Annotated in this window: 21 protein-coding genes; 18 read left to right on the forward strand and 3 right to left on the reverse strand. The window is 73.1% G+C overall.

Annotated elements, in window-relative coordinates; translation table 11 throughout:
* Positions 1–246 precede the first annotated feature (246 nt).
* The 6 genes from dnaK to PSQ21_RS18500 all read left to right on the forward strand — a co-directional run bounded on the left by dnaK (position 247) and on the right by PSQ21_RS18500 (position 5,326).
* A complete protein-coding gene (gene dnaK, locus PSQ21_RS18475) occupies positions 247–2,100 on the forward strand; it encodes a molecular chaperone DnaK (RefSeq protein ID WP_274031656.1) in 1,854 nt (617 codons plus the stop codon).
* Positions 2,097–2,747, forward strand: coding sequence for a nucleotide exchange factor GrpE (gene grpE, locus PSQ21_RS18480; protein ID WP_274031657.1), 651 nt, complete (start codon positions 2,097–2,099; stop codon positions 2,745–2,747). The genes dnaK and grpE overlap by 4 nt, the downstream gene beginning before the upstream one ends.
* Before the next feature lie 96 nt (positions 2,748–2,843).
* On the forward strand, positions 2,844–4,034 hold the full coding sequence (dnaJ, locus tag PSQ21_RS18485) for a molecular chaperone DnaJ (RefSeq protein WP_274031659.1): 1,191 nt from the start codon (positions 2,844–2,846) through the stop codon (positions 4,032–4,034).
* Position 4,035: 1 nt separating this feature from the next.
* A complete protein-coding gene (locus PSQ21_RS18490; RefSeq protein ID WP_274031660.1) occupies positions 4,036–4,488 on the forward strand; it encodes a heat shock protein transcriptional repressor HspR in 453 nt (150 codons plus the stop codon).
* A gap of 257 nt (positions 4,489–4,745) precedes the next feature.
* Positions 4,746–5,036, forward strand: a complete 291-nt coding sequence (locus tag PSQ21_RS18495) for a hypothetical protein (protein WP_274031661.1) — start codon at positions 4,746–4,748, stop codon at positions 5,034–5,036.
* A 23-nt stretch (positions 5,037–5,059) separates the two neighbouring features.
* Positions 5,060–5,326 carry a hypothetical protein gene (locus tag PSQ21_RS18500; protein ID WP_274031662.1) on the forward strand — a complete coding sequence of 89 codons (267 nt, stop codon included), beginning with the start codon at positions 5,060–5,062 and terminating at the stop codon, positions 5,324–5,326.
* 102 nt (positions 5,327–5,428) lie between these two features.
* Here the strand turns inward: PSQ21_RS18500 and PSQ21_RS18505 are convergent, their stop codons facing one another.
* A complete protein-coding gene (locus tag PSQ21_RS18505; protein WP_274031664.1) occupies positions 5,429–6,421 on the reverse strand; it encodes a helix-turn-helix transcriptional regulator in 993 nt (330 codons plus the stop codon).
* Between the two features lie 242 nt (positions 6,422–6,663).
* Between PSQ21_RS18505 and PSQ21_RS18510 the strand changes: the two genes are divergently transcribed.
* Positions 6,664–6,900 carry a helix-turn-helix domain-containing protein gene (locus PSQ21_RS18510; protein WP_257138450.1) on the forward strand — a complete coding sequence of 79 codons (237 nt, stop codon included), beginning with the start codon at positions 6,664–6,666 and terminating at the stop codon, positions 6,898–6,900.
* A gap of 105 nt (positions 6,901–7,005) precedes the next feature.
* Here PSQ21_RS18510 and PSQ21_RS18515 read toward each other — a convergent pair whose 3' ends face one another.
* Both PSQ21_RS18515 and PSQ21_RS18520 read right to left on the reverse strand, forming a co-directional pair.
* Positions 7,006–7,542, reverse strand: coding sequence for a hypothetical protein (locus tag PSQ21_RS18515; RefSeq protein ID WP_274031665.1), 537 nt, complete (start codon positions 7,540–7,542; stop codon positions 7,006–7,008).
* A gap of 147 nt (positions 7,543–7,689) precedes the next feature.
* Complete coding sequence (locus tag PSQ21_RS18520) at positions 7,690–9,462, reverse strand: ABC transporter ATP-binding protein (RefSeq protein ID WP_274031666.1); 1,773 nt, start codon at positions 9,460–9,462, stop codon at positions 7,690–7,692.
* A gap of 173 nt (positions 9,463–9,635) precedes the next feature.
* Here PSQ21_RS18520 and lxmA point away from each other — a divergent pair, with 173 nt between their 5' ends.
* The 11 genes from lxmA (at position 9,636) to PSQ21_RS18575 (ending at position 20,603) form a co-directional block, all read left to right on the forward strand.
* Positions 9,636–9,851, forward strand: a complete 216-nt coding sequence (gene lxmA / locus PSQ21_RS18525; protein ID WP_018960897.1) for a lexapeptide family class V lantibiotic — start codon at positions 9,636–9,638, stop codon at positions 9,849–9,851.
* Between the two features lie 86 nt (positions 9,852–9,937).
* Positions 9,938–10,651 (forward strand): flavoprotein, encoded by a 714-nt coding sequence (locus PSQ21_RS18530; protein WP_274031667.1) that lies wholly within the window; start codon positions 9,938–9,940, stop codon positions 10,649–10,651.
* Positions 10,648–11,766 (forward strand): hypothetical protein, encoded by a 1,119-nt coding sequence (locus tag PSQ21_RS18535; RefSeq protein ID WP_274031668.1) that lies wholly within the window; start codon positions 10,648–10,650, stop codon positions 11,764–11,766. The genes PSQ21_RS18530 and PSQ21_RS18535 overlap by 4 nt, the downstream gene beginning before the upstream one ends.
* Entirely contained in the window at positions 11,763–12,986 is a 1,224-nt protein-coding gene (lxmK, locus tag PSQ21_RS18540) for a class V lanthionine synthetase subunit LxmK (protein WP_274031670.1), read from the forward strand. Before PSQ21_RS18535 ends, lxmK begins: the two co-directional genes overlap by 4 nt.
* Positions 12,983–14,068 carry a T3SS effector HopA1 family protein gene (locus PSQ21_RS18545; RefSeq protein WP_274031671.1) on the forward strand — a complete coding sequence of 362 codons (1,086 nt, stop codon included), beginning with the start codon at positions 12,983–12,985 and terminating at the stop codon, positions 14,066–14,068. Before lxmK ends, PSQ21_RS18545 begins: the two co-directional genes overlap by 4 nt.
* Before the next feature lie 5 nt (positions 14,069–14,073).
* On the forward strand, positions 14,074–14,985 hold the full coding sequence (locus PSQ21_RS18550; RefSeq protein WP_274031672.1) for a class I SAM-dependent methyltransferase: 912 nt from the start codon (positions 14,074–14,076) through the stop codon (positions 14,983–14,985).
* Positions 14,982–16,307 carry a M16 family metallopeptidase gene (locus PSQ21_RS18555; RefSeq protein WP_274031673.1) on the forward strand — a complete coding sequence of 442 codons (1,326 nt, stop codon included), beginning with the start codon at positions 14,982–14,984 and terminating at the stop codon, positions 16,305–16,307. The genes PSQ21_RS18550 and PSQ21_RS18555 overlap by 4 nt, the downstream gene beginning before the upstream one ends.
* Entirely contained in the window at positions 16,304–17,809 is a 1,506-nt protein-coding gene (locus tag PSQ21_RS18560) for a M16 family metallopeptidase (protein ID WP_274031674.1), read from the forward strand. Before PSQ21_RS18555 ends, PSQ21_RS18560 begins: the two co-directional genes overlap by 4 nt.
* Entirely contained in the window at positions 17,806–18,831 is a 1,026-nt protein-coding gene (gene lxmJ / locus PSQ21_RS18565) for a F420-dependent peptide dehydroalanine reductase LxmJ (RefSeq protein ID WP_274031676.1), read from the forward strand. The genes PSQ21_RS18560 and lxmJ overlap by 4 nt, the downstream gene beginning before the upstream one ends.
* Before the next feature lie 121 nt (positions 18,832–18,952).
* Positions 18,953–19,864 carry an ABC transporter ATP-binding protein gene (locus tag PSQ21_RS18570; RefSeq protein WP_274031677.1) on the forward strand — a complete coding sequence of 304 codons (912 nt, stop codon included), beginning with the start codon at positions 18,953–18,955 and terminating at the stop codon, positions 19,862–19,864.
* Positions 19,857–20,603, forward strand: a complete 747-nt coding sequence (locus PSQ21_RS18575) for an ABC transporter permease (RefSeq protein WP_274031678.1) — start codon at positions 19,857–19,859, stop codon at positions 20,601–20,603. Before PSQ21_RS18570 ends, PSQ21_RS18575 begins: the two co-directional genes overlap by 8 nt.
* The last annotated feature ends 28 nt before the right edge of the window (positions 20,604–20,631 follow it).

Raw genomic sequence — 20,631 nt, forward strand, 5'->3', positions numbered from 1 at the left:
GTTGTGACCGCCTCACGGCATTTTGTGACAGAACGATCCCATGGTGAGACCGTGGGTCGGGTGGTGTGTGAGGGGCGTGGCGTGCGCGGGTGCGGCGAGGGGTGCCCAAGGAGGGCGGAAGCGCCTTGGGTGTGTTCTCCGTGTGCACTTAAGTTGAGCGTAAGGGACTCAGGTCTGTTGACTCTGGAGGGGGCGTCGTGCATCCTTGAGTCAGATCCGCTCAAGTAGTCAGTTGGAGGAATTGAAATGGCACGTGCGGTCGGCATCGACCTGGGCACGACTAACTCCGTCGTCAGCGTTCTCGAAGGCGGCGAGCCCACCGTCATCACCAACGCCGAAGGCGCCAGGACCACGCCGTCCGTCGTCGCCTTCGCCAAGAACGGCGAGGTGCTCGTCGGCGAGGTCGCGAAGCGCCAGGCGGTCACCAACGTCGACAGGACCATCCGCTCCGTCAAGCGCCACATGGGCACTGACTGGAAGATCGACCTGGACGGCAAGAGCTTCAACCCGCAGCAGATGAGCGCCTTCATCCTGCAGAAGCTGAAGCGCGACGCCGAGTCCTACCTGGGCGAGAAGGTGACCGACGCGGTCATCACCGTCCCGGCGTACTTCAACGACTCCGAGCGTCAGGCGACGAAGGAGGCCGGCGAGATCGCGGGCCTGAACGTCCTGCGCATCGTCAACGAGCCGACCGCCGCCGCCCTGGCGTACGGCCTCGACAAGGACGACCAGACGATCCTCGTCTTCGACCTCGGTGGCGGCACCTTCGACGTGTCCCTCCTGGAGATCGGCGACGGCGTCGTCGAGGTGAAGGCCACCAATGGTGACAACCACCTCGGTGGTGACGACTGGGACCAGCGCGTCGTCGACTACCTGGTGAAGCAGTTCGCCAACGGGCACGGCGTGGACCTGTCCAAGGACAAGATGGCTCTCCAGCGTCTCCGCGAGGCCGCGGAGAAGGCGAAGATCGAGCTCTCGTCCTCGACCGAGACCACGATCAACCTGCCCTACATCACGGCGTCCGCCGAGGGCCCGCTGCACCTGGACGAGAAGCTCACGCGCTCGCAGTTCCAGCAGCTGACCGCGGACCTCCTGGACCGCTGCAAGACCCCGTTCCACAACGTCATCAAGGACGCGGGCATCCAGCTCTCCGAGATCGACCACGTCGTTCTCGTCGGTGGCTCCACCCGTATGCCCGCCGTCGCCGAGCTCGTCAAGGAGCTGACCGGCGGCCAGGACGCCAACAAGGGCGTGAACCCGGACGAGGTCGTCGCCATCGGCGCCGTGCTCCAGGCCGGTGTCCTCAAGGGCGAGGTCAAGGACGTCCTGCTCCTCGACGTCACCCCGCTGTCCCTCGGCATCGAGACCAAGGGAGGGATCATGACCAAGCTCATCGAGCGCAACACCACGATCCCGACCAAGCGCTCCGAGATCTTCACGACGGCCGAGGACAACCAGCCGTCCGTGCAGATCCAGGTCTACCAGGGCGAGCGCGAGATCGCGGCGTACAACAAGAAGCTCGGGATGTTCGAGCTGACCGGTCTGCCGCCGGCCCCGCGTGGTGTCCCGCAGATCGAGGTCGCCTTCGACATCGACGCCAACGGCATCATGCACGTCACGGCCAAGGACCTCGGCACCGGCAAGGAGCAGAAGATGACCGTCACCGGCGGCTCCTCGCTGCCGAAGGACGAGGTCAACCGGATGCGCGAAGAGGCCGAGAAGTACGCGGAGGAGGACCACGCCCGCCGCGAGGCCGCCGAGTCGCGCAACCAGGGCGAGCAGCTCGTCTACCAGACGGAGAAGTTCCTCAAGGACAACGAGGAGAAGGTCCCGGCCGACGTGAAGACGGAGGTGGAGACCGCCGTCGGTGAGCTGAAGGAGAAGCTCAAGGGCGAGGACTCCGCCGAGATCCGCACGGCCACCGAGAAGGTCGCGGCCGTCTCCCAGAAGCTCGGCCAGGCGATGTACGCCAACGCCCAGGGCGAGGGCGCGACCCCGGGCGCCGACGCCCCGGGCGACGGTCAGGCCAAGGCCGACGACGACGTCGTCGACGCCGAGATCGTGGACGACGAGAAGGACACCAAGGGCGGTGCGGCGTGACCGAGGAGACTCCGGGCTTCGAGGAGAAGTCCGACGTCCCCTCCGGCGCCGCCCCTGATGACGCCGAGCCGAAGGCTGCCGACTCCTCCGAGGAGGAGACGGCGGCCCCGGCCGGGGACCTCGACCCGACCGTCGGTCTGACCGCACAGCTGGACCAGGCACGCACCGCGCTCGGTGAGCGCACCGCGGACCTCCAGCGGCTCCAGGCCGAGTACCAGAACTACCGTCGCCGCGTCGAGCGGGACCGGGTCACGGTCAAGGAGATCGCTGTCGCGAACCTCCTGTCCGAGCTCCTGCCCGTCCTCGACGACGTCGGCCGCGCGCGGGAACACGGCGAGCTGGTCGGCGGCTTCAAGTCGGTGGCCGAATCGCTGGAGACCACCGTCGCGAAGCTGGGCCTCCAGCAGTTCGGCAAGGAGGGCGAGCCCTTCGACCCGACGATCCACGAGGCCCTGATGCACAGCTACGCGCCGGACGTCACCGAGACGACCTGCGTGGCGATCCTCCAGCCGGGGTATCGCATCGGCGAGCGCACCATCCGCCCCGCGCGGGTGGCCGTCGCCGAGCCGCAGCCGGGCGCCACGCCCGCCGCGGCCAAGGAAGAGAAGACAGACGACGAGGAGAGCGGTGGCACCGAGGAGGTCTGACGGCAACGCGTCTGACCACCAGGGTGCACACCGACCGGCCCGGCGGCCGGCCCACGGGCCGGCCGCTCGGCCGATCGTCCGGAAGGAGGGACGTCGATGAGCACGAAGGACTTCGTCGAGAAGGACTACTACAAGGTTCTCGGCGTCCCCAAGGACGCCACCGACGCCGAGGTCAAGAAGGCGTACCGGAAGCTCGCCCGCGAGTTCCACCCGGACGCCAACAAGGGTGACGCCAAGGCGGAGGAGCGCTTCAAGGAGATCTCCGAGGCGAACGACATCCTCGGTGACCCCAAGAAGCGCAAGGAGTACGACGAGGCGCGCGCCCTCTTCGGCAACGGCGGCTTCCGCGCCGGCCCCGGTGGTGCCGGCGGCAACTTCAACTTCGACCTGGGCGACCTCTTCGGAGGCGGCGCCCCGGGTGGCGGCGGACAGGGCGGCGGCTTCGGCGGCGGCGGCGGGGGCGGTCTCGGCGACGTCTTCGGCGGGCTGTTCAACCGTGGCGGCGCGGGCACCCGCGTTCAGCCGCGGCGCGGCCAGGACGTCGAGTCCGAGGTGACGCTCAGCTTCACCGAGGCGGTCGACGGGGCCACGGTCCCGCTGCGGATGTCCAGCCAGGCGCCTTGCAAGGCGTGCTCCGGCACCGGCGACAAGAACGGCACCCCCAGGGTCTGCCCGACCTGTGTCGGCACGGGCCAGGTCTCGCGCGGCAGCGGCGGCGGCTTCTCGCTCACCGACCCCTGTGTGGACTGCAAGGGCCGGGGCCTCATCGCCCAGGACCCCTGCGACGTCTGCAAGGGGAGCGGCCGGGCGAAGTCGGCGCACACCATGCAGGTGAGGATTCCGGCGGGCGTCACCGACGGCCAGCGGATCCGGCTGCGCGGCAAGGGCGGTGCGGGCGAACGCGGCGGCCCGGCCGGCGACCTCTACGTCGTCGTCCACGTCGACGCCCACCCGGTCTTCGGCCGCAAGGGCGACAACCTCACGGTCACCGTGCCCGTCACCTATCCGGAGGCGACGCTCGGCGGCGAGGTCAAGGTCCCCACGCTCGGCGGCCCCCCGGTCACCCTGAAGCTTCCCGCCGGCACCCCCAACGGGCGTACGATGCGCGCCCGGGGCAAGGGCGCGGTGCGCAAGGACGGCACCCGCGGAGACCTGCTGGTCACCGTGGAGGTCGCGGTCCCCAGGGACCTGGGCCAGGAGGCCCGGGACGCCCTGGAGGCCTATCGGAAGGCGACCGCGGACGAGGACCCGCGGGTGGAACTGTTCCAGGCTGCGAAGGGAGCTTGAGATGGACGGCCGTCGACGCAATCCGTACCAGCTGACCGATGAGACACCGGTGTACGTGATCTCGATCGCGGCCCAGCTCTCGGGCCTCCATCCGCAGACACTGCGCCAGTACGACCGTCTCGGCCTGGTCTCCCCGGACCGTACGGCCGGGCGCGGCCGGCGCTACTCGGCCCGCGACATCGAGCTGCTGCGCACCGTGCAGCAGCTGTCGCAGGACGAGGGCATCAACCTGGCGGGCATCAAGCGGATCATCGAGCTGGAGAACCAGGTCGCGGCGCTCCAGCAGCGCGTCGCCGAGCTCTCGGCGGCGGTGGACGGCGCGGCGGTCGCCATGCGGCAGCGCGAGGCGCAGGTGCACGCCTCGTACCGCCGGGACCTGGTGCCGTACCAGGACATGCAACAGACCAGCGCGCTGGTGGTCTGGCGTCCGAAGCAGAAGCGGCCGATGGACTGACCGGCACGGCCGGCGTGAGCCCCGGGGCCGGGAGAGCGGATGACGCTCTCCCGGCCCCGTCGTCGTGTGTCCCCCCGGTGCCCGACGTGGCCCGGTCGCCGTACATCCAGTGGCCGAAAATCTCCGGGGTGTTCCGGCGGAATACGGTTGGCACCAAGTAGCCCGCCGCATGCAGCAAGTTGACAGTGATCACCCCTGGTACGGGCACGTGTCAGTGGCAAGCTTGTGGGCGTCGGCGAGGGAAGCCGGCGAGCCACATGACGTACGGGGAGGAACACATGGGCGTCTGCGCGTTCACCAGGAGGATGGTCGGTACCGGGGGGATGATCCTGGGGCTGGTCGTCGGGGCGGCCGCCGTCCCGGCCCACGCCAGTGCCGGGACGGGTGTCGTGTCCGGGCACGGCGGGGCGGCCACGCTGCCGTGGGGGGTCTCGCACGCCGTGTCGGAGAGGACCGCCGCGGTCTCCGGGTTCCTCTGCGGCCTACCGCTGCCGAAGACTCTCGGAGCGGACAGGGGCAAGGTCCAGTGCGTCAACGGCTGGCAGTAGACGGTCCGGTCGAGGCCGAGGTCGTGGCCGAGGTAGTAGCCGAGGTCGTGGTTGTGGTGGTCCGGGCCGCCGTGCCCGCCGTGCCCGCCGCGCCCGCCGGGACCGCGGTGCTCCGGCTCCTCGGGATGCTGCCCGCGCACTGGGAGTGCGCCCAGCGCATCGAGGAGGACCGGATCACGGTCCTGGTCCGGGGCGGCGGGCGGCAGGACGTGCGGGAGCGCTGCGCCGAGGCGCTGAAGGACCGGACGCTGGAGGGCTGGGCGCTGGAGGACGGCCGGCGGGCCCCTTAGGCCGTGTCCGCACAGTCTCGTCCGGCCCGAGGCCGGACGACGATGCCTTGCGGACGCTTCCCAGGGCGACGGGACGGGCCCTCGCCCGTGTGGTGCCGGGGCTCAGATCCAGCCCCTCTCACGGGCCAGCAGGGCCGCGTGCGGGCGGCTGGTCGCGTTCAGGGTGCGGAGGACGTCAGCGACGTGGCGGCGGTACGTCCGTACCGAGATGTCCAGGTTACGGGCGCCCGTCTCGTCCTTCGTGACCCGGCACATCTCCTCCATGACACGCTGCTCCATCTCCGAGAGCACGCCCGTCGGCGCGGGATCGGTGTCGATCAGGGCCGCGAGGTCCGTGGCCCCGGCCCAGATCTTCTCGAACAGGGCCAGGATGTTGGAGACCAGGCCGGCCTGCTGGGTGACCAGTGCGCCGCTCGACGTGTCCGCCGGGTCCACGGGCACCAGGGCCGTCCGGCGGTCGTAGACGAGGATGCGCTCGGACAGGTCGTCCGCGGCCCGGATCGACGCGCCCTGTGCCCTGAGCTCGCGGAGGTAGGCGACGGTGGGCGGGTGGTCGAGCGCCTCCCGCAGCACCACGCTGCGGATCCGCACGCCCCGGCGCAGACACCGGGTGTCGAGCGGGCGCGCGTGCGCGATGTTCTCGGGGGTGAGGGTGGTGTACGGCTCGACGGAGAGGATCTCCTGCCGGGCGAAGAAGGCCAGGTCGTCGATCCGGTCGCGGATGTGCCGCAGGACTTCGAGCCGCTCCACGCCCTGCGTGGCGAGGGGGCGGGCCTGTTGTTCGGCGGTCAGGTCGGCCACCAGATGCCGGGACCTGGTGACCTGGTGGAGCTGTTCGTGCAGCTCGCGCAGCCGCATCTCCGTGAGCCGCTCGATCGCGGTCTCCGGATCGGTCGCCGTCGCCGCGCCGTGTTCGTCGGTACGCAGGAGGCACAGCTCGTCGAGCCGGGCGAGGGCCTTCTCCACGTCCTCGCGCGGGCGGTGGAGGAGGATGTCGATGTCCTCGGTGCTCGTCCCGGGATTGCGCAGGAAGTACCGATAGACGCGTTCCTCCGTAGCGTCGATACCGAGTATCGACAGACTTCCGTCGTTCACCGCTGCCGCCCCCCGCGTGCCGCACAACAACTGCCGGCGCGTCGGCATGGGTCAGATGCCGCGCGCCCGTCGAACTGACGGCTGGGGCATGGGTCAGATGCCACGCAGCCGTCGAACTGATGAGGGAAAGGGTAATCGAAGGGTAAAGGCGCAGGTGGTCCCGGCCGGTCGAGGAACGGACGCGGGACGGACAACAGACGACAACAGTGGATGATCACAACTAGGGGGCCGCTGTGACGGCGATGACCGACCGACAGGTACTGGATTTCACCACGCTCACGGAACGCGAGCGCGAAGTGCTCGCGCTGCTGGCCGGCGGCGAGCAGAACCGCTGGCTCGCCCGGAGACTCGGCATCACGGAACGTACGGTCCGGGCGCATACGTCGAGCATCGTGCGGAAGCTGAACCTGAAGTCCCGGTTCGAGGCAGCGATCGTGTCGAACCTGTACGCGGAGGACATCAGGGGCCTGCGCCCGTGACCTGACCTTCTCCCGGGCCGGCCTCCGGGTGCGGCGCGACAGCCGAAGTCCCCTGCGGGAATCCCTTCCAGCAGGGGACTTCACGTGTGGCCGCCGGCCGTGTGCTCAGCCGGGCAGCGCTGTGCTGATCGCGTCGACCAGCATCATCCACATCGGCTGGCCTCCGGTGCCGAACGCCGCGGACAGCGCGTAGCCGACGGCCGCGTCGAGCGGTTCTATGGGCCCGGCGTCCTCCCGCCACTCGGCGATCACCCGGCGGTCGCCGTCCGACGAGAAGTCCCCGAGGTGCTTCCCGTCCCGGGTCAGCCGGCTGCAGGGGATCGAGTCGGGGACGAGCCGGTAGCGCGTGCCCGCGCAGACGACGTCGACCCGGTAGGACTGCCTTCGCAGCCTGCCCTTGGCGGGCTTGATCGTCGCGGCCTCGCCGTCCACCGTGATCGTGAGGTGCCGGGGGTCCCGGGTGCCGATGACGATGTGGTCGTCGATCTCGGCCTCGGGCGCGCGGACGATGGTGATCGTGGGAATCCGCTCGCCGCTCACGACGAGCTTCTCCCGCTGCTCGCCGAGGAGTTCGACGGCGATGTCGCCGTAGTGGTCGTCCTCGGTCGCGGCGGGCAGAGGCAGGGGAGTGGTGTCGGTCATCTGGATCCTTGAACCCTTCGGTCGTGCTGAGGGGGGTGTTCAGCGAGAGAGTTGTTCGACGAGCGGATATGCGGTTCCGGCGGTCCCGGCGGTCCCGGCGGTTCCGGCGCACGGAATTCTCGCAGGGCGCGGCAGCCGCCCGGACGCTCAGTGAGGCGCCGACGATCCGGCGGGGGTCAACTGCGTGGCGGTGAGGTCCTGATAGAGGGCGCTGCGCTCCAGCAGCTCCTCGTGCCGTCCGTGATCGCTGACCCGGCCGTTCTCGAACAGGACCAGCCGGTCCGCCGAGGTGACCGTCGAGAGCCGGTGGGCGATGAGCAGCACCGTGCAGTCCCGCGCCGCCTCCTCCACGGTCCTGCGCAGCGCGGTCTCGCTGAGCCCGTCGAGATGGGCGGTGACCTCGTCCAGGAGCAGGACCTGGGGGCGGCGCAGCAACGCGCGGGCGATGGCCAGCCGTTGGCGCTCGCCGCCGGAGAGCGCCAGGCCGCGGGAGCCGACAGCCGTGTCGAGACCGTCCGGGAGCGAGGAGACGAAGTCGTCGAGCAGGGTCCTGCGGAGCACGTCGGCGACGGCCTCGTCGGTCGCGTCGGGCGCGGAGTAGAGGAGGTTCTCCCGGAGCGTGCCGGCCAGCATGGGGGAGTCCTGCTCGACATAGGCGATACGCCGCCGGAGCTCGGCCCGGCCGAGGGTGCGGATGTCGGTGCCGTCCAGCAGGATGCGCCCGGCCTCGCTGTCGTAGAACCGCTGGATCAGGGAGAACACCGTCGTCTTGCCGCTGCCGGACGGGCCGACGATCGCGGTGACCTTCCCCGCCGGTGCGACGAAGGTGGTGTCGTCCAGGACGGGAGTGCGCCCCTCGTAGGCGAAGGTCAGGCCGTCGACCGTGACCCGGGGCGGCGGGCCGGACGGCACCGGCGGCGTACCGTCCACGTCGTCCTCCGCCGCCATGGACCGCACCTCCTCGATCCTGGCCAGGGCGCCGAGCCCCTGCTGGAGGGCCGTGGTCCCGCCCACGAGCGAGAGGACCGGGCCGCCCAGGTTGAAGAGGTAGAGCAGGAAGCCGATCAGCGCGGCCAGTTCGAGGGTGCCCATGGCGACCAGTGCGCCGCCGAAGCCGATGACGGCGAGGAAGGACGCCTGGACGATCAGCCCGGCGAGCACGGCGATCAGCGCGTGATAGCGGGCCCCCTTGAGGCCGGCCCGGTAGGCGCGTTCGGCGGCGTCGGTCGCCCGCTCGGTCTCCTTCGCCTCGGCCCCGTTGGCCTTCACGGTCCGGGCCGCGCCGAGCGACCGGTCGAGCGCGGCGCCGATCTCGCCGACGGAGGTCTGGGCCTCGGTGGTCACCCTCTTGATCCGGGGCATCACGACGCCCATCGCGATGCCCACGACCACCAGCACGGCGGACGTGATGCCGAGCAGCGGCAGGCTGACGATGCCCATCAGCACGATCGTGGCCAGGAGGTGGATCGATCCGTCCACGAGCTGGATGAGACCGCCCGTCGCCGCGTGCTGGACGAGCGTGCTGTCGGACGTGACGCGAGTGGTCAGGCCGCCCGGTTCGACGCGGTCCAACTCCGCCGTGCGCAGGCGTATCAGGCGCGCTATGAGGCCGCGGCGGACCTGGAGCACGACCCGCTCGGCGGTCCGCTCGCTGAGCCAGGCCTGCACCCAGGTCAGCCCGATGGAGGCGACCAGCAGGCCGAACAGCAGGAGGAGGTCGTCCCGCAACCCCTCGCCCGTCATGAGCTTCGCCAGGACCGACTGGATGACCAGCGGCTGCGCGAGACCGGCGGCACTGCCCAGAAGGGTCAGTGCCAGAACGGTGAGGAGGACGCCGCGGTGCGGACGCGCGTACGAGAGCAGCGCCCGCAGCGCGGGCCGCTCTGCCGGAGACTGTTCTGCTGCGTCAGGTGTGTTCACCCTCGTAGTTCTATCCCCTTCTTCGTGTGCGGGGGAACTGTCGCTTGCGGCAATGCCGCAAGAGTCAATGGTGCGGGCGATGCGTCGCGGGTCATCATTCTTTCTGTCCGCAACGGACGCCGGGCATCGAAGAGATGACCGGCCGTCATATCCCATTCATGGAGAGAAACCTGATGCAGAACGTCACCGAGCAGGACCTGTTCGACGGCTACACCGCCTACACCTCCGCCGAGGAACTGGGCCTGCACGACGGCAAGGACGCCGCGCCGGCGTTCAGCCCCACCATTCCGTGGGCGATCCGCGCCACGATCATCAGCGCGCGTTCCTCGCAGCAGTGCGCCGCCGCTCTCGGCTCGCTCGCCGCGAAGACCGTCGAGAACAAGTGCTGACCAGGCTCTCTTCGTAGTGAGCCGCGGGGTCCGGCCGGAGTGCACACTCCGGCCGGGCCCCGGCCCCAACGCGCACAGGAGGCGTCGTGGAGGAACAGCAACGGGACTTCGAGCGCATTCTCGTCGTGGGGACGGGAGCCCTCGGCGTCGCCTTCCTGCCGTTCTGGATCAACTGGCTCGGGAACTCCTTTCCCGATGTGGAGAAGCGGGTGGCGCTGACGCGCTCCGCGTGCCGGTTCGTCTCACGGGACGCGGTGGCCGTGCTCTCCGGAAAAGAAGTGCTCATCGACGACTGGAACACTTTCTCCGGCGTCGACGTGCCCCATGTCGAACTCGCGGAATGGGCGGACCTGATTCTCGTCCATCCCGCCACACTGAATTTCGTCGGCCGGTACGCGCTCGGCGTCGCCGACACACCGCTGATGGTCGCGCTGCACACCACCCGGGCCTTGGTGGGTGTCGCGCCGTCGCTGCCGCCCGGTGCGCTCGGAAGCCCGGTCGTCCGCGAACACCTGGCGGTGCTGCGCGAGCGGCCCGGTGTGGTGCTCGCGCCGACGATCCCCGCGCGGAGCGCGCGCACGGGTGAGGTGGCGGACGGCGGCTCCGCCCCGCTGAACGAGCTGTACGACCTCTGCGTCGCGCGCCGGAAGGAGAGCGGGGGCGGCGGCGCTCCGAGAGCCGCGTGCGGCGACGGGACCGGGACCGGACCGGCGCCGGGCCGCCCCGACGCGGCCGGGGACCGGGAGCGTGACCGGGACCGGGAGCGGGAGCGGGACCGGGAGCGGGAGCGGGCGGCGTGACCGGAACGGACCCCCTGGCCGGGATGGACCCCCTGACCGGAGCGGGCCCCCTGACCGGAGCGGCCGTCCTCGTGGCGGAGCACGGTACGGGCCTCCAGGCCACCCGGGTGTACGAGGAACCGGACGGCGGCTTCCTGTGGTGGCACGGCCCGGGGCACCGTTACGCCGGGCCCCTGCGTGCGCCCGGCCGGCTGGTCGCGCTCGTCCCCGGCGAGGAAGCCGTCGTGGGCGGCGCGCTGCTGTCCACCGGGCAGACGCACGGATCCGGGCTGCTCCACCGGGCCGCCGGCTCCGCCTCGGCCGCCGCCTGGCTGCGGGACCCCCGCCCGCAGGCCGGGCGGCTCGTCGCCCACTCCCTCACCGCCGCCGCCCGGGCTCTGCGAGCCCTGCACGGCGTCCCCCTGCCCCAGGGCCCCGCACCGGCCCCGCCGCCGGGCCTGCGGCGGCTGCGGGAGTGGGCGAGCGGGACGGTTCCGCTGGCCCCCGCCGCTGAGCGGCTCCGGCGACACGCGCTGGAGGTGTGGGGCGGCGCCCGCACGGCGCGGCTCCTCGACTGGGCGGACGACGCCGAACGGCCCACGGGCGTGGGGGCGTCGGCCGTGCTCCTCCACGGCTGGGCCTCGACCGGTGCGCTCGTGCCGCCGAGGAGCCGCGGCAGGGTGGCGCTGCTGACCGGCCACGACCTCGGCGCCGGGCGCCGGGAGCTGGACCTGGGCTGGATGCTCGGCGACCTCGTCGAGCTGGCATGGTCGTCACCGCTCTACCGCGCCGCGCACGACGGCGCCGGGGCTCCGGGCGAGGGCGCCGGGCTGCCGTCCGCTGCCGTCCTCCAGCACGTGTTCCTGGGCGTGTACGGCGAGGGCACCGGGAGCACCGGGAGCTCCGGGGGCGGCGGCGACGGCGACGGCTGCGGACGCGGCGACCGCGCCGGCGGCCGGGGCCCGGTGTACGACCCGGCGGCCGTGGGGCGCTGCGCCGTGCTCCGCGTCGTCACGCACATGCGGGACTTCGCCACGTACTGCGAGTGGAGCGACGAATTGCTGGACTACCTCGCCTTCACCGCCGAGTTGATCGATGAGGAGGGCCGCCGGGCGGTCCCCCGAGGAGTGTCATGACGACCACGACGAACCAAGAGCCGGCGCTGATCCGCTACCGGCCGACCGGCCTCGACGCCGCACCGGAGGTGAACGCGCTGCTGGAGCGGCTGGGCCTCGGCCCCTTCGCGCCGGAGGGGCTGACCGCCTTCGGCGGCCGCAACGACAACTGGGCCGGGACGACGACCCGCGGTCACCGGGTCTTCGTCAAGACGGTCGCCCGGTCTTCCGACGGCAGCCGCCCCGAGATCGACCGCGCGCTCGCCTTCGAGGCGTCGGCCGCACGTCTCCCGGCCGGTTCGCCGCTGCGTACGCCCGAACACCTCGGGACCGATCGGGCCGCCGCCGTCAGTGCCTTCCGGCTGCTCCCCGGGGCCCGTTCGGGCTCGGAGGTCGCGCTGGACGGCGACTTCGACGAGGAGCTGTGCCGGGAGGCGGGGCGTGCCGTCGCCACCCTGCACGCCATGGAGCCGGTGGGCGGCCCGGCGAGCACGGGACAGGCCCCGGCCGTCGGCGCGGCGGAGGTGGTGATCGACACGGGTGAGGCTCCCCTGCCGCCGATGCGCTGGCTGCGGGCCTTTCCGTGGAGCGAGGTCCAGGACCGCAGCATGGCGCAGATCGCCGCCTGGAAGCTGGTCCAGGACGACACCGAGGTCGTCGCCGCGCTCCACCGGCTGCGCGAGCGGGAGCGGACGGCGCCGCACACCCCGGCCCACTGCGACCTGCGTTTCGACCAGTTCATCGTCCACGGGGGCTCGCTCTACCTCTGCGACTGGGAGGAGTTCAGGTGGGCCGATCCGGCCCGGGACGTCGGAGCGTTCGTCGGCGAGTGGCTCTTCCAGGCCACCTACTCCGTCTTCGCGCCGACGGGCGAGGCCGCCGCCGGGGACACCGTCGCGCTCGGCTTCGACCTCACCCACCAGGAGATCGTCGAACGCGGCACCGCCGGGCTGCGCCGCCACATCCCCCGGATCGCCGCCTTCTGGGAGGGCTACACCAGCTGCCGGACCCCGGACCGGGAACTGGCGGAGCGGGCCGTCGGGTTCGCGGGATGGCACCTGTTCGACCGGCTCATCGCCACCGCGCAGGCGCACGCCGTCCTCAACCCGGTCGCGCGCGCCGCCGCCGGGATCGGACGGACCCTGCTGCTGAATCCGGCCGGGGCCGTGTCCACCCTCCGTCTGACCGCACCCGCCGCCGTGCCGCGCCGCACCGCCGCCATGTCCGGGAGCCCCCGATGACCCTCGACCGTCCGCCGCTGCCCCTCTCCGCCGAGCCGTCCCCGGCACCGCGTCTCACCGCCGCGCTCGACCTCGTGTCCGTACGGGCCGACGGTCTCGCGGCGGAGGTCGCCGGGCGGAAGCTGACCGCTGACAGCCCGCGCGACCTGCGCGGCCGGCTCACCAACGCGCTGTACGAGGAGTTCCACGCCGGGAACGGAGCGCACCGCAGGGACGCGGACGCCCCGCCCCGCAGGTCGCTGCGCGACTCCGCGCTGGAGCGCCGGCTCACCGAGGCCGTGCCGCACGCCAGGACCCCGGTCACGGGGCGGCTGGTCGAGGTCACGGACGCCGGCGAACTGGTCGTACGGCTGCCGGAGATCACCGCCCGGATCGGCGCCGACCGGCTCGTCACCCCCGGTACGCCCGCCCCCGGCGAGCTGGTCGAGGTCGCGCTGGAGGCGGCGCGCCCCGCTCTCTCACCCGGCTTCTTCTACGTCATGGGATCGCGGGCCCTGCCGTCCCCCGCGGGCCCGGTCCGCCGCCTCTTCCTGCACGCCCGCGACGCGGACGGGGCCGTCGCGCTGTGGGCCGCGGCGCTGGCCGCGCTGGAGGGGGCCGGGGCGCGCTACCACGCCAAGGTCCTCTCCGACGAGGACGACTACCCGCGCCGCGACAGCGTCGTCGTCTATCTGCACGGCGACCACGCACCGGCGGAACGGGCCGTGGTGGCCGCCGTCCGGGACCTGCCGGGGCTGGGCGCCGACACCTCGCTCTTCACCGCGCGGCTCGCCCCCGGTGTCGCCGCCGCGTGGGACCCGCGGGACCCGCGCCCCGGGCACGACGGCATGAGCTTCGGGCAGCACCGCAGCTTCGCGTTGGCCACCGCGCTCGTCGACCACGCCCTGGAGGGGGCCGACGACCTCGCCCGCCACGTCGTACGGGCCTTCCGCGCGGCGGGCATCGACCCCGCGCACCCCGAGAACAACCTCACCGCGAACCCCGAGCGCCCCGAGCGCCCCGAAAGCAACCTCACCGCGAACCCCGAGCGTCCCGAGACCGACCTCGCCGCGGACACCATGACCACGACCGCTGGAGTGTGAGCCCGATGACCACCGTCGACAGCACGGACACGACGACCGCCGCCGACAGCACGGACACCATGACCGCCGCCGACGCGTCGGACGCGACGACCACCGCCGGGACCACGGCGACCGGGGACGCGTCGGAGGCGGCCGAGGACGCGGGAGCCCCCGCCGGGGCAGGCGGCTTCGGTGCGGCGATCACCACCGCCTACAGCGACGCCCTCGCCGGGGTGTACGACGAGATCTACCCGAGCACACCCGACCTCGACGACATCGGCACCTACCTGCTCACCCTCACCTCGCCCGGCGCGAGCGTCCTCGAACTCGGCGTCGGCACCGGCCGGGTGGCGCTCCCGCTCGCGGAGCGCGGCTTCGACGTCCACGGCGTCGAGACCTCGGAGGGGATGCTGGCCCGCCTCGCGGAGAAGGACCCGGAGGGGCGGGTGACCCCGGTCCACGGCGACTTCTCCGGTCTCGATCTCGGTCGCACCTTCGACGTGGTCCTCGCCCCCTTCAACGTGCTGTGCTGCGCGATGGCGGTCGACGAACAGATCGCGCTGACGCACGCGATGGCGCGGCACGTGGCGGCGGACGGGCACGTGGTCATCGAGACGTTCGACCCGAGCGACTACCACGTACAGAAGAAGAACGAGGTCAACACGTATCCGATCGGCGCGCGCGGGGCGCTCATCGAGTCCGTGGGCGTCCTGCCCGCCTCGCAGAACATGATGCTGCAGAGCACGCTCTTCCTGGACGGCGACGCACCCCGGTCCGCCACCACCGTGATGCGCTACGTGTGGCCGGGAGAGCTCGACCTGCTGGGCGCCATCGCCGGTCTGGAGCTCGTCGGCCGGTACGCGGGCTGGCGCGAGCAGCCCTTCGACGGGGGCGACAGCCGGAAGATGTGCGTGTCCGTGTTCCGGCCGCTGGCATGAGCCCGCACGCGACCGCCGCCGCCGCCCCGGACGCGGCCGCGGGGCGGGTGAGCGTGCTCGCCAACGGACTGCGGGTGTGCGCGGAGGCGGTCCCGCAGTACGGGCGCGGCCTCGCCGCCGTCGCCCTGACCGTGGCGGCCGGAGGGGACGACGACCCCGCCGGGCGGCACGGCACGGCGCATCTCGTCGAGCACCTGATGTTCCCCCGCTCCGGCCCGGGCGCCGGCGACGGGGGAGGCCACGCGGCCCTGGTCGAGGGCGCGGGCGGGGTCTGCAACGCCGAGACCCACCGCGACCACACCGTCTTCCACACCACGGTCCCCGCCGGTCTCCTGCCGGCCGTCCTGGCGGCGGAGGCGCGCCGCCTGCTCGGCTTCGCGCCCACCCGGGACGTGATCCGCACCGAGACCGCCGTCATCGCCGAGGAGATCCGCGGGGCGGGGCCCGGCGGCCGGTACTGGGAGGCGGCGCTGGACGGGCTCTACCCGGGAAGCAGGGACAGCTTCGGTACGGCCGCCGAGCTGGACGGCATCGGCGCCGACGAGGCCGAACGCTTCCAGCGCACCCACTACACGCCCCGGCGGATGGTCCTGTCGGTCGTCGGGGACATCGATCCCGCGCGCGTCACAGCGGCGGCGCACGAACTCTTCGCCCCGCTCGGCCCCCCGGCCGCGCACGGCTCCGGGGGGTCGCCCGTACGGTCCCGGCCGCCCGCCCCGGCCCCCGGTCCGCTCCTTGAGATCCGTACCGCGCCCGTGCCCGGCCCCACGCCAGGCGTGGTGATCGGACACCGTCTGCCCGCCCCGGTCGCCGAACGCCCCGCGTACCTCGCCCAGGTCGTTCTGGCGCAGGTGCTCGGCCGGTCCCGGCTGCCGGCGGTGGCGCGGTCGGCGCGGGACGGGCATCGCCTTACTTTCGCGACCGTCACCTGCGGCTACCACGGCCAGTGGCTCGCCTCGGCCGCCCCCGATCTGACCCTCGCGGTGCTCGGCCGCGCGCCCGGCACCGGCGTCGACGCGGCGGCCGGCGTCTGGCGGTCCGTCCTGCGGACGCTCGCGGACCGGCCGCCTTCCGAGGCCGAGCACCGGCGGGCGGTGAACTCCCTGCTGGTCGCCGTCCACCGGCAGACCGACTCGCTCCCCGCCCGCGCCGTCGCCCTCGGCCGCGCCGCCCTGCTCCTGCCGGGGTCCGCCGGGCCCGACGGGCTCCCCGAGGAGCTGCGGGCCACCACCCCCGCGCAGGTGGCGGACGCGGCCCGCGCCCTGCTGGACGGGCCCACCACCGTGACCGAACTCGTCGCCCGGGAAGGCGCCGCCGGATGAACCGCACCACCGCCGCCGTCCTGCCCACCGGGCTGCGCGTCCTCGCGACGCACGCCCCCGGCGCCCCCCTCGCGGAGCTGCGCCTCGTCATCCCCTACGCGCGCACCGAACCGGGCCTCGCCGCCGCCCAGGAGCTCCTCGCGGCCTGTCTCGGGACGGGCAGCCGGGACCGTGACCGTCAGGAGATCGCCGACCGCGCCGCCGACCTCGGCGCCGAGATCAGCACCGTCGTCACCGCCGAGTCCCTGATCCTCTCGGTCAGCGTGCTCGCGCCGGGCCTCCCCGGTGCGCTCGACCTGCTGGCCGAGCTGCTCGTACGGCCGCGGTACGAGGCGGGGGAGGTGGCCCTCGCCCAGCGCCGGGCGGCCGCCGCTCCCCGGGCCCCCGCGCGCCGCGTACGGCTGCGTCGTGCCGCGCTCGCGCACGGCTTCGGGCCGCACCCGCTGTCCTCCCGCTCCGGTGGTACGGCACCGCTTCTGGACGTGGTCTCCCTGGCGCCCGATGACCTCGGGGCCCTTCACGCGCGCGCCGTCGTGCCCGGCGGGTCGTCACTCGTCGTCCTGGCGGGCGCCGAGCCGGACACCGTGCTGCGCCTGGCGGGCGAGCGGCTCGCGCCCTGGACGGGCGGCCCGTCGGGTCTGACCCTCCCGCGCTTCACGCGTCAGGACCCCCGGCCGGGGCGGGTCCGGCTCGACGTCGTCGAGGGCGGTGACGGGAGCGGCATTGACGCGAGCGGCTGCGACGGGAGCGGCCGGAGCGGCGGCACCGGCGGCACCGGCGGGGGCCGTACGGCCGGGCCCGGTGACCAGGCTCTCGTCCTGGCCGTTGGTCCCTCCGTCCCCACCGCCGACCCGGAGCACGCCCCGTTCCACCTGGCTCAGCTGCTGCTGGGCGGTTACGCCTCCGGCCGCCTCGGCCGTCGGATCCGGGACCGGCACGGGCTCGCGTACGCGGTCTCCGCCCGGCTCCGCGAGAACGGGGCGGGCGGCTGGCTGGAGATCGAGTGCGCGGGCGCACCGGGCAGCGCGGACCGGATCTCCGGTGAGATCACCCGGTGCCTCCGGGAGCTCGCCGCCCGGGGCCCGTCCCCGGCGGAGGTGGACCGCGCCCGCGCCTACGCGACCGGCTTCACCCGCTTCGCCCTGGCGACCCGCGCCGAGGAGGCGAGCGCGCTGGCGGGCTTCGCCGCGGCGGGGCTGGAGCCGGACTGGCTCGACGGCTATCGGGACCGTCTCGCGGCCGTCACCCCCGCCCAGGTGGTGGCTGCCGCGCGCCGGCTGGACCCCGGCCGGGCCGTCATGGCGACATACGAGCCGGCCTCCGCCCCGGCCCCGGACCGGCCCCCGCACGGCCTGTCCGCCTCCGCCCCGGCCCCGGACCGGCCCCCGCACGGCCTGTCCGCCTCGGCCCCGGGCCGGTCCGCCGGAACCGGCGGCCCCGCGCTGCCCGGGGGTTCCGGCGGGCCTCTTGAACTCCGCGATCAGAAGGGTGACCACCGGTGAACCCGGCCGTTCTCTACCCGCTCCAGCCCGACCACCCCGAACTGGTCGCCCCCTTCGCGGCGCTCGTCGGGCGCTCGGAGGCCCGGCGCCTGTGGATGTGCCAGTCCTTCCGGGCCGAGACCCACCAGACGCTCGCCTATCTGGCGGGCGCGGGGCACACGGTCCCGGTCGGGATGAGTGTGACGCTGCTCCCGCTGCGTCACCCCTACGAGGCGGCGCTCCAGGCCCGGTCGCTGGCGCTGCTCACCGGCGAACCGGTCGTCGCGGGTTTCGGCATCGGCAACCCGGACTTCGTGGCCGGGCTGGCCGGGCGCCCCTACGCCAGCCCGCGCACCGCGGTCCGCGACTATCTGAGGTCGGTACGCGCCCTCCTGGACGGCGAGCCGGTGGCGGCCAGCGGCCCGTACCACCACCTCCACGGCACGTTGCCGGAGCTTCCGCACGCGCCGCGGGTCGAGGTGGGCGCGGGGGTGCTCCGGCCCGGCATGGCGCGTACCGCCGGTGAGGTGGCGGATGTCGCCGTCACGTGGATGACGCCACCCGCCTACGTGGCGGGCACGCTGCTCCCGGCGCTCCAGGAGGGCGCGGCGGAAGCGGGCAGGCCACGGCCGCCCCGCCTCGCGACCTCCGTCCACGTCGTCGTCGACCGTCCCGGCCGTGACGTCCGGGGCATGGCGTACGCCGCGACCGCCGGCCATGTGGCGACGCCGCACTACGCGGCGATGCTCCGTGCCGCCGGACTGGACCTGGATCCGCACGACCCGGCGGGCACCGTGGACGCCCTGCTGCGCGACCGGGTGGTGGTGGCGGGGAGCCCCGAGGAGATCGCCGGCACGCTCGACGAGTACCGGCGGGCCGGGGTGGACGAGGTGCTGCTCAACCCCACCGGGGTCCTGCTCGGAGAGGGTGTGCACGCGGCCGTGGCGGATCTTGAGGAGATCGTCGGAGCCTGTCGCAGCTTCCTGCCGGACCACCAGCAGGAAGCTGCGTCCGCCGGGCCGCCGGAGCGGCCCGGCGGCTGATTGGCTGAAGTCCCCCAGCGGTGACCCAGCAGGCGCGGTGCGCGGCCTGCGGCCGTGGCGACGGACAGCCGCGCCCGCGGCCGTGCGGCGCGTGGCCGTGCGCTCCGTGGGAGCCGAGCCCGTGGCCGTCCGGCCCGTGGCGGTCGCGCTCGTGGCCGCCGCGCTCGTGGCCGCGGCGCTCCGTGGCCGCGTCATCCGCAGGAGCCCCCTTCCCTCTCCCCACGACGACGGAACCCCCATGACCGAACAGCAGGACAGGACAGAACACGTGCGACCAGAACATCCGCCCCGGGCAGGCGGCAGCGTCGTCTTCTCCAACGTGACGAAGACGTTCGGCGGCCAGAAGGCACTCGACGACGTCAGCTTCGCGCTGCGGCCGGGCAAGGTCACCGGTCTGCTCGGCCCCAACGGCGCGGGCAAGAGCACGCTGCTGCGGATCCTGCTCGGGCTGGCCCGCCCCGACGCGGGGACCGCGCAGGTCCTGGGCGGGGAGCCGCTGTCCGTTCCGGAGCAGGCGCGGCGGGTCGGCGTGGTCATGGACGCGATCGGCTTCCACCCGCGCGTGACGGTCCGCCGTCAGCTGGAGATCTCGGCCCGTTCCCTGGGGCTGCCGTCCTCGCGCATCGCCGAGGTGATCGACCAGGTCGGTCTCGACGGTGCGGAGCGCAAGCGGGTGAAGGCGTGCTCCACCGGCATGCGACAGCGGCTCGCGCTCGCCGTCGCCCTGCTTCCCGATCCCGGACTGCTCATCCTGGACGAGCCGTTGAACGGTCTCGATCCCGACGGGATCCGCTGGATGCGCCGCCTCGTCGAGCGCTCCGCCGCCGATGGGCGGACCGTGCTGATCGCCAGTCATCTGCTCTCCGAGGTCGAGCAGAGCGTCGATGACGTGGTCGTGCTGCGTCGCTCGGTGCTGTTCACGGGTTCCCTCCAGGAGCTGGTGCGACGCGGCGGGGGACGCCTGGAGGACGCCTACTTCGCACTCGTCGAGGGTGCGTCCGCCGCGTCCCGTACGGAGGTCACCCATGCCTGAGATCCTGCGCAACCAGCTCTCCGCGGAACTGCTCAAGCTCCGCTCGGGCGTGGCGCTCCCCGTGCTGCTCCTGGTCGCCCTGGCCTTCTGCGCGCTGGGGCAGTTCGGCCTCGTGTACGCGGAGTCCGACCCCGCGTCCGCCGGGGCCGGGCTCACCGGGAACATCGTCGGCCTCGGCGCGTCCGCCGCCCTCTTCGGCGGGCTCTTCGGCGCCCTGCACGTGACCAACGAGTTCAGCTCCGGTTCGATCGGCCGCACGGTCCTGTACGCGCCCGGACGTTCCTCGGTCGTCGCCGCCAAGCTGCTGACCGCGGCCCTGTCCGGCCTGCTCTTCGGCATCGCGGCGGTCGTGAGCTCCTTCGCCGTCGGCTTCACCGCCCTCGCGGCCAGGGACGCCGAGCTCGCCGTGGACGGGGCCACCTGGACGACCGCCGCCGCCGTCCTGACGATCTGTACCCTGGCCGGCCCGTGGGGCGCGGCGATCGGGTTCGTCGTGCGCAGCCGCCTCGGCGCGGTTCTCGGCCTGGTCGTGTGGGGCACCCTCGGCCAGGTGCTGGTCCTCGGTCAGCTCCCGGAGGTGGGCCGGTTCCTTCCCGAGGGAGCGCAGTACGCCCTGCTCGGTGACACGTCGGCCTTCCCGGAAGCCCTGGCAGCCCCGTACGGCCTGCTGCTGATCGTGGGGTGGGCGGTGGCCGCGTCCCTCGCGGGCGGCCGTCTCTTCGTCCGGCGCGACATCTGAGTCATCTGAGGCATCTGAGGCGTCTGAG

The sequence above is a fragment of the Streptomyces sp. MMBL 11-1 genome, from assembly GCF_028622875.1.
Lineage (GTDB): Bacteria > Actinomycetota > Actinomycetes > Streptomycetales > Streptomycetaceae > Streptomyces.

Excerpts from the sequence above, each read along its gene's own strand:
- PSQ21_RS18510 (WP_257138450.1), top strand. The coding sequence starts at position 6,664 with ATGACCGACCGACAGGTACTGGATTTCACCACGCTCACGGAACGCGAG.
- dnaJ (WP_274031659.1), top strand. The coding sequence starts at position 2,844 with ATGAGCACGAAGGACTTCGTCGAGAAGGACTACTACAAGGTTCTCGGC.
- PSQ21_RS18495 (WP_274031661.1), top strand. The coding sequence starts at position 4,746 with ATGACGTACGGGGAGGAACACATGGGCGTCTGCGCGTTCACCAGGAGG.
- lxmA (WP_018960897.1), top strand. The coding sequence starts at position 9,636 with ATGCAGAACGTCACCGAGCAGGACCTGTTCGACGGCTACACCGCCTAC.
- PSQ21_RS18515 (WP_274031665.1), bottom strand. The coding sequence starts at position 7,542 with ATGACCGACACCACTCCCCTGCCTCTGCCCGCCGCGACCGAGGACGAC.
- PSQ21_RS18575 (WP_274031678.1), top strand. The coding sequence starts at position 19,857 with ATGCCTGAGATCCTGCGCAACCAGCTCTCCGCGGAACTGCTCAAGCTC.
- PSQ21_RS18545 (WP_274031671.1), top strand. The coding sequence starts at position 12,983 with ATGACCCTCGACCGTCCGCCGCTGCCCCTCTCCGCCGAGCCGTCCCCG.
- dnaK (WP_274031656.1), top strand. The coding sequence starts at position 247 with ATGGCACGTGCGGTCGGCATCGACCTGGGCACGACTAACTCCGTCGTC.
- PSQ21_RS18490 (WP_274031660.1), top strand. The coding sequence starts at position 4,036 with ATGGACGGCCGTCGACGCAATCCGTACCAGCTGACCGATGAGACACCG.
- PSQ21_RS18555 (WP_274031673.1), top strand. The coding sequence starts at position 14,982 with ATGAGCCCGCACGCGACCGCCGCCGCCGCCCCGGACGCGGCCGCGGGG.
- PSQ21_RS18550 (WP_274031672.1), top strand. The coding sequence starts at position 14,074 with ATGACCACCGTCGACAGCACGGACACGACGACCGCCGCCGACAGCACG.
- PSQ21_RS18560 (WP_274031674.1), top strand. The coding sequence starts at position 16,304 with ATGAACCGCACCACCGCCGCCGTCCTGCCCACCGGGCTGCGCGTCCTC.
- lxmK (WP_274031670.1), top strand. The coding sequence starts at position 11,763 with ATGACGACCACGACGAACCAAGAGCCGGCGCTGATCCGCTACCGGCCG.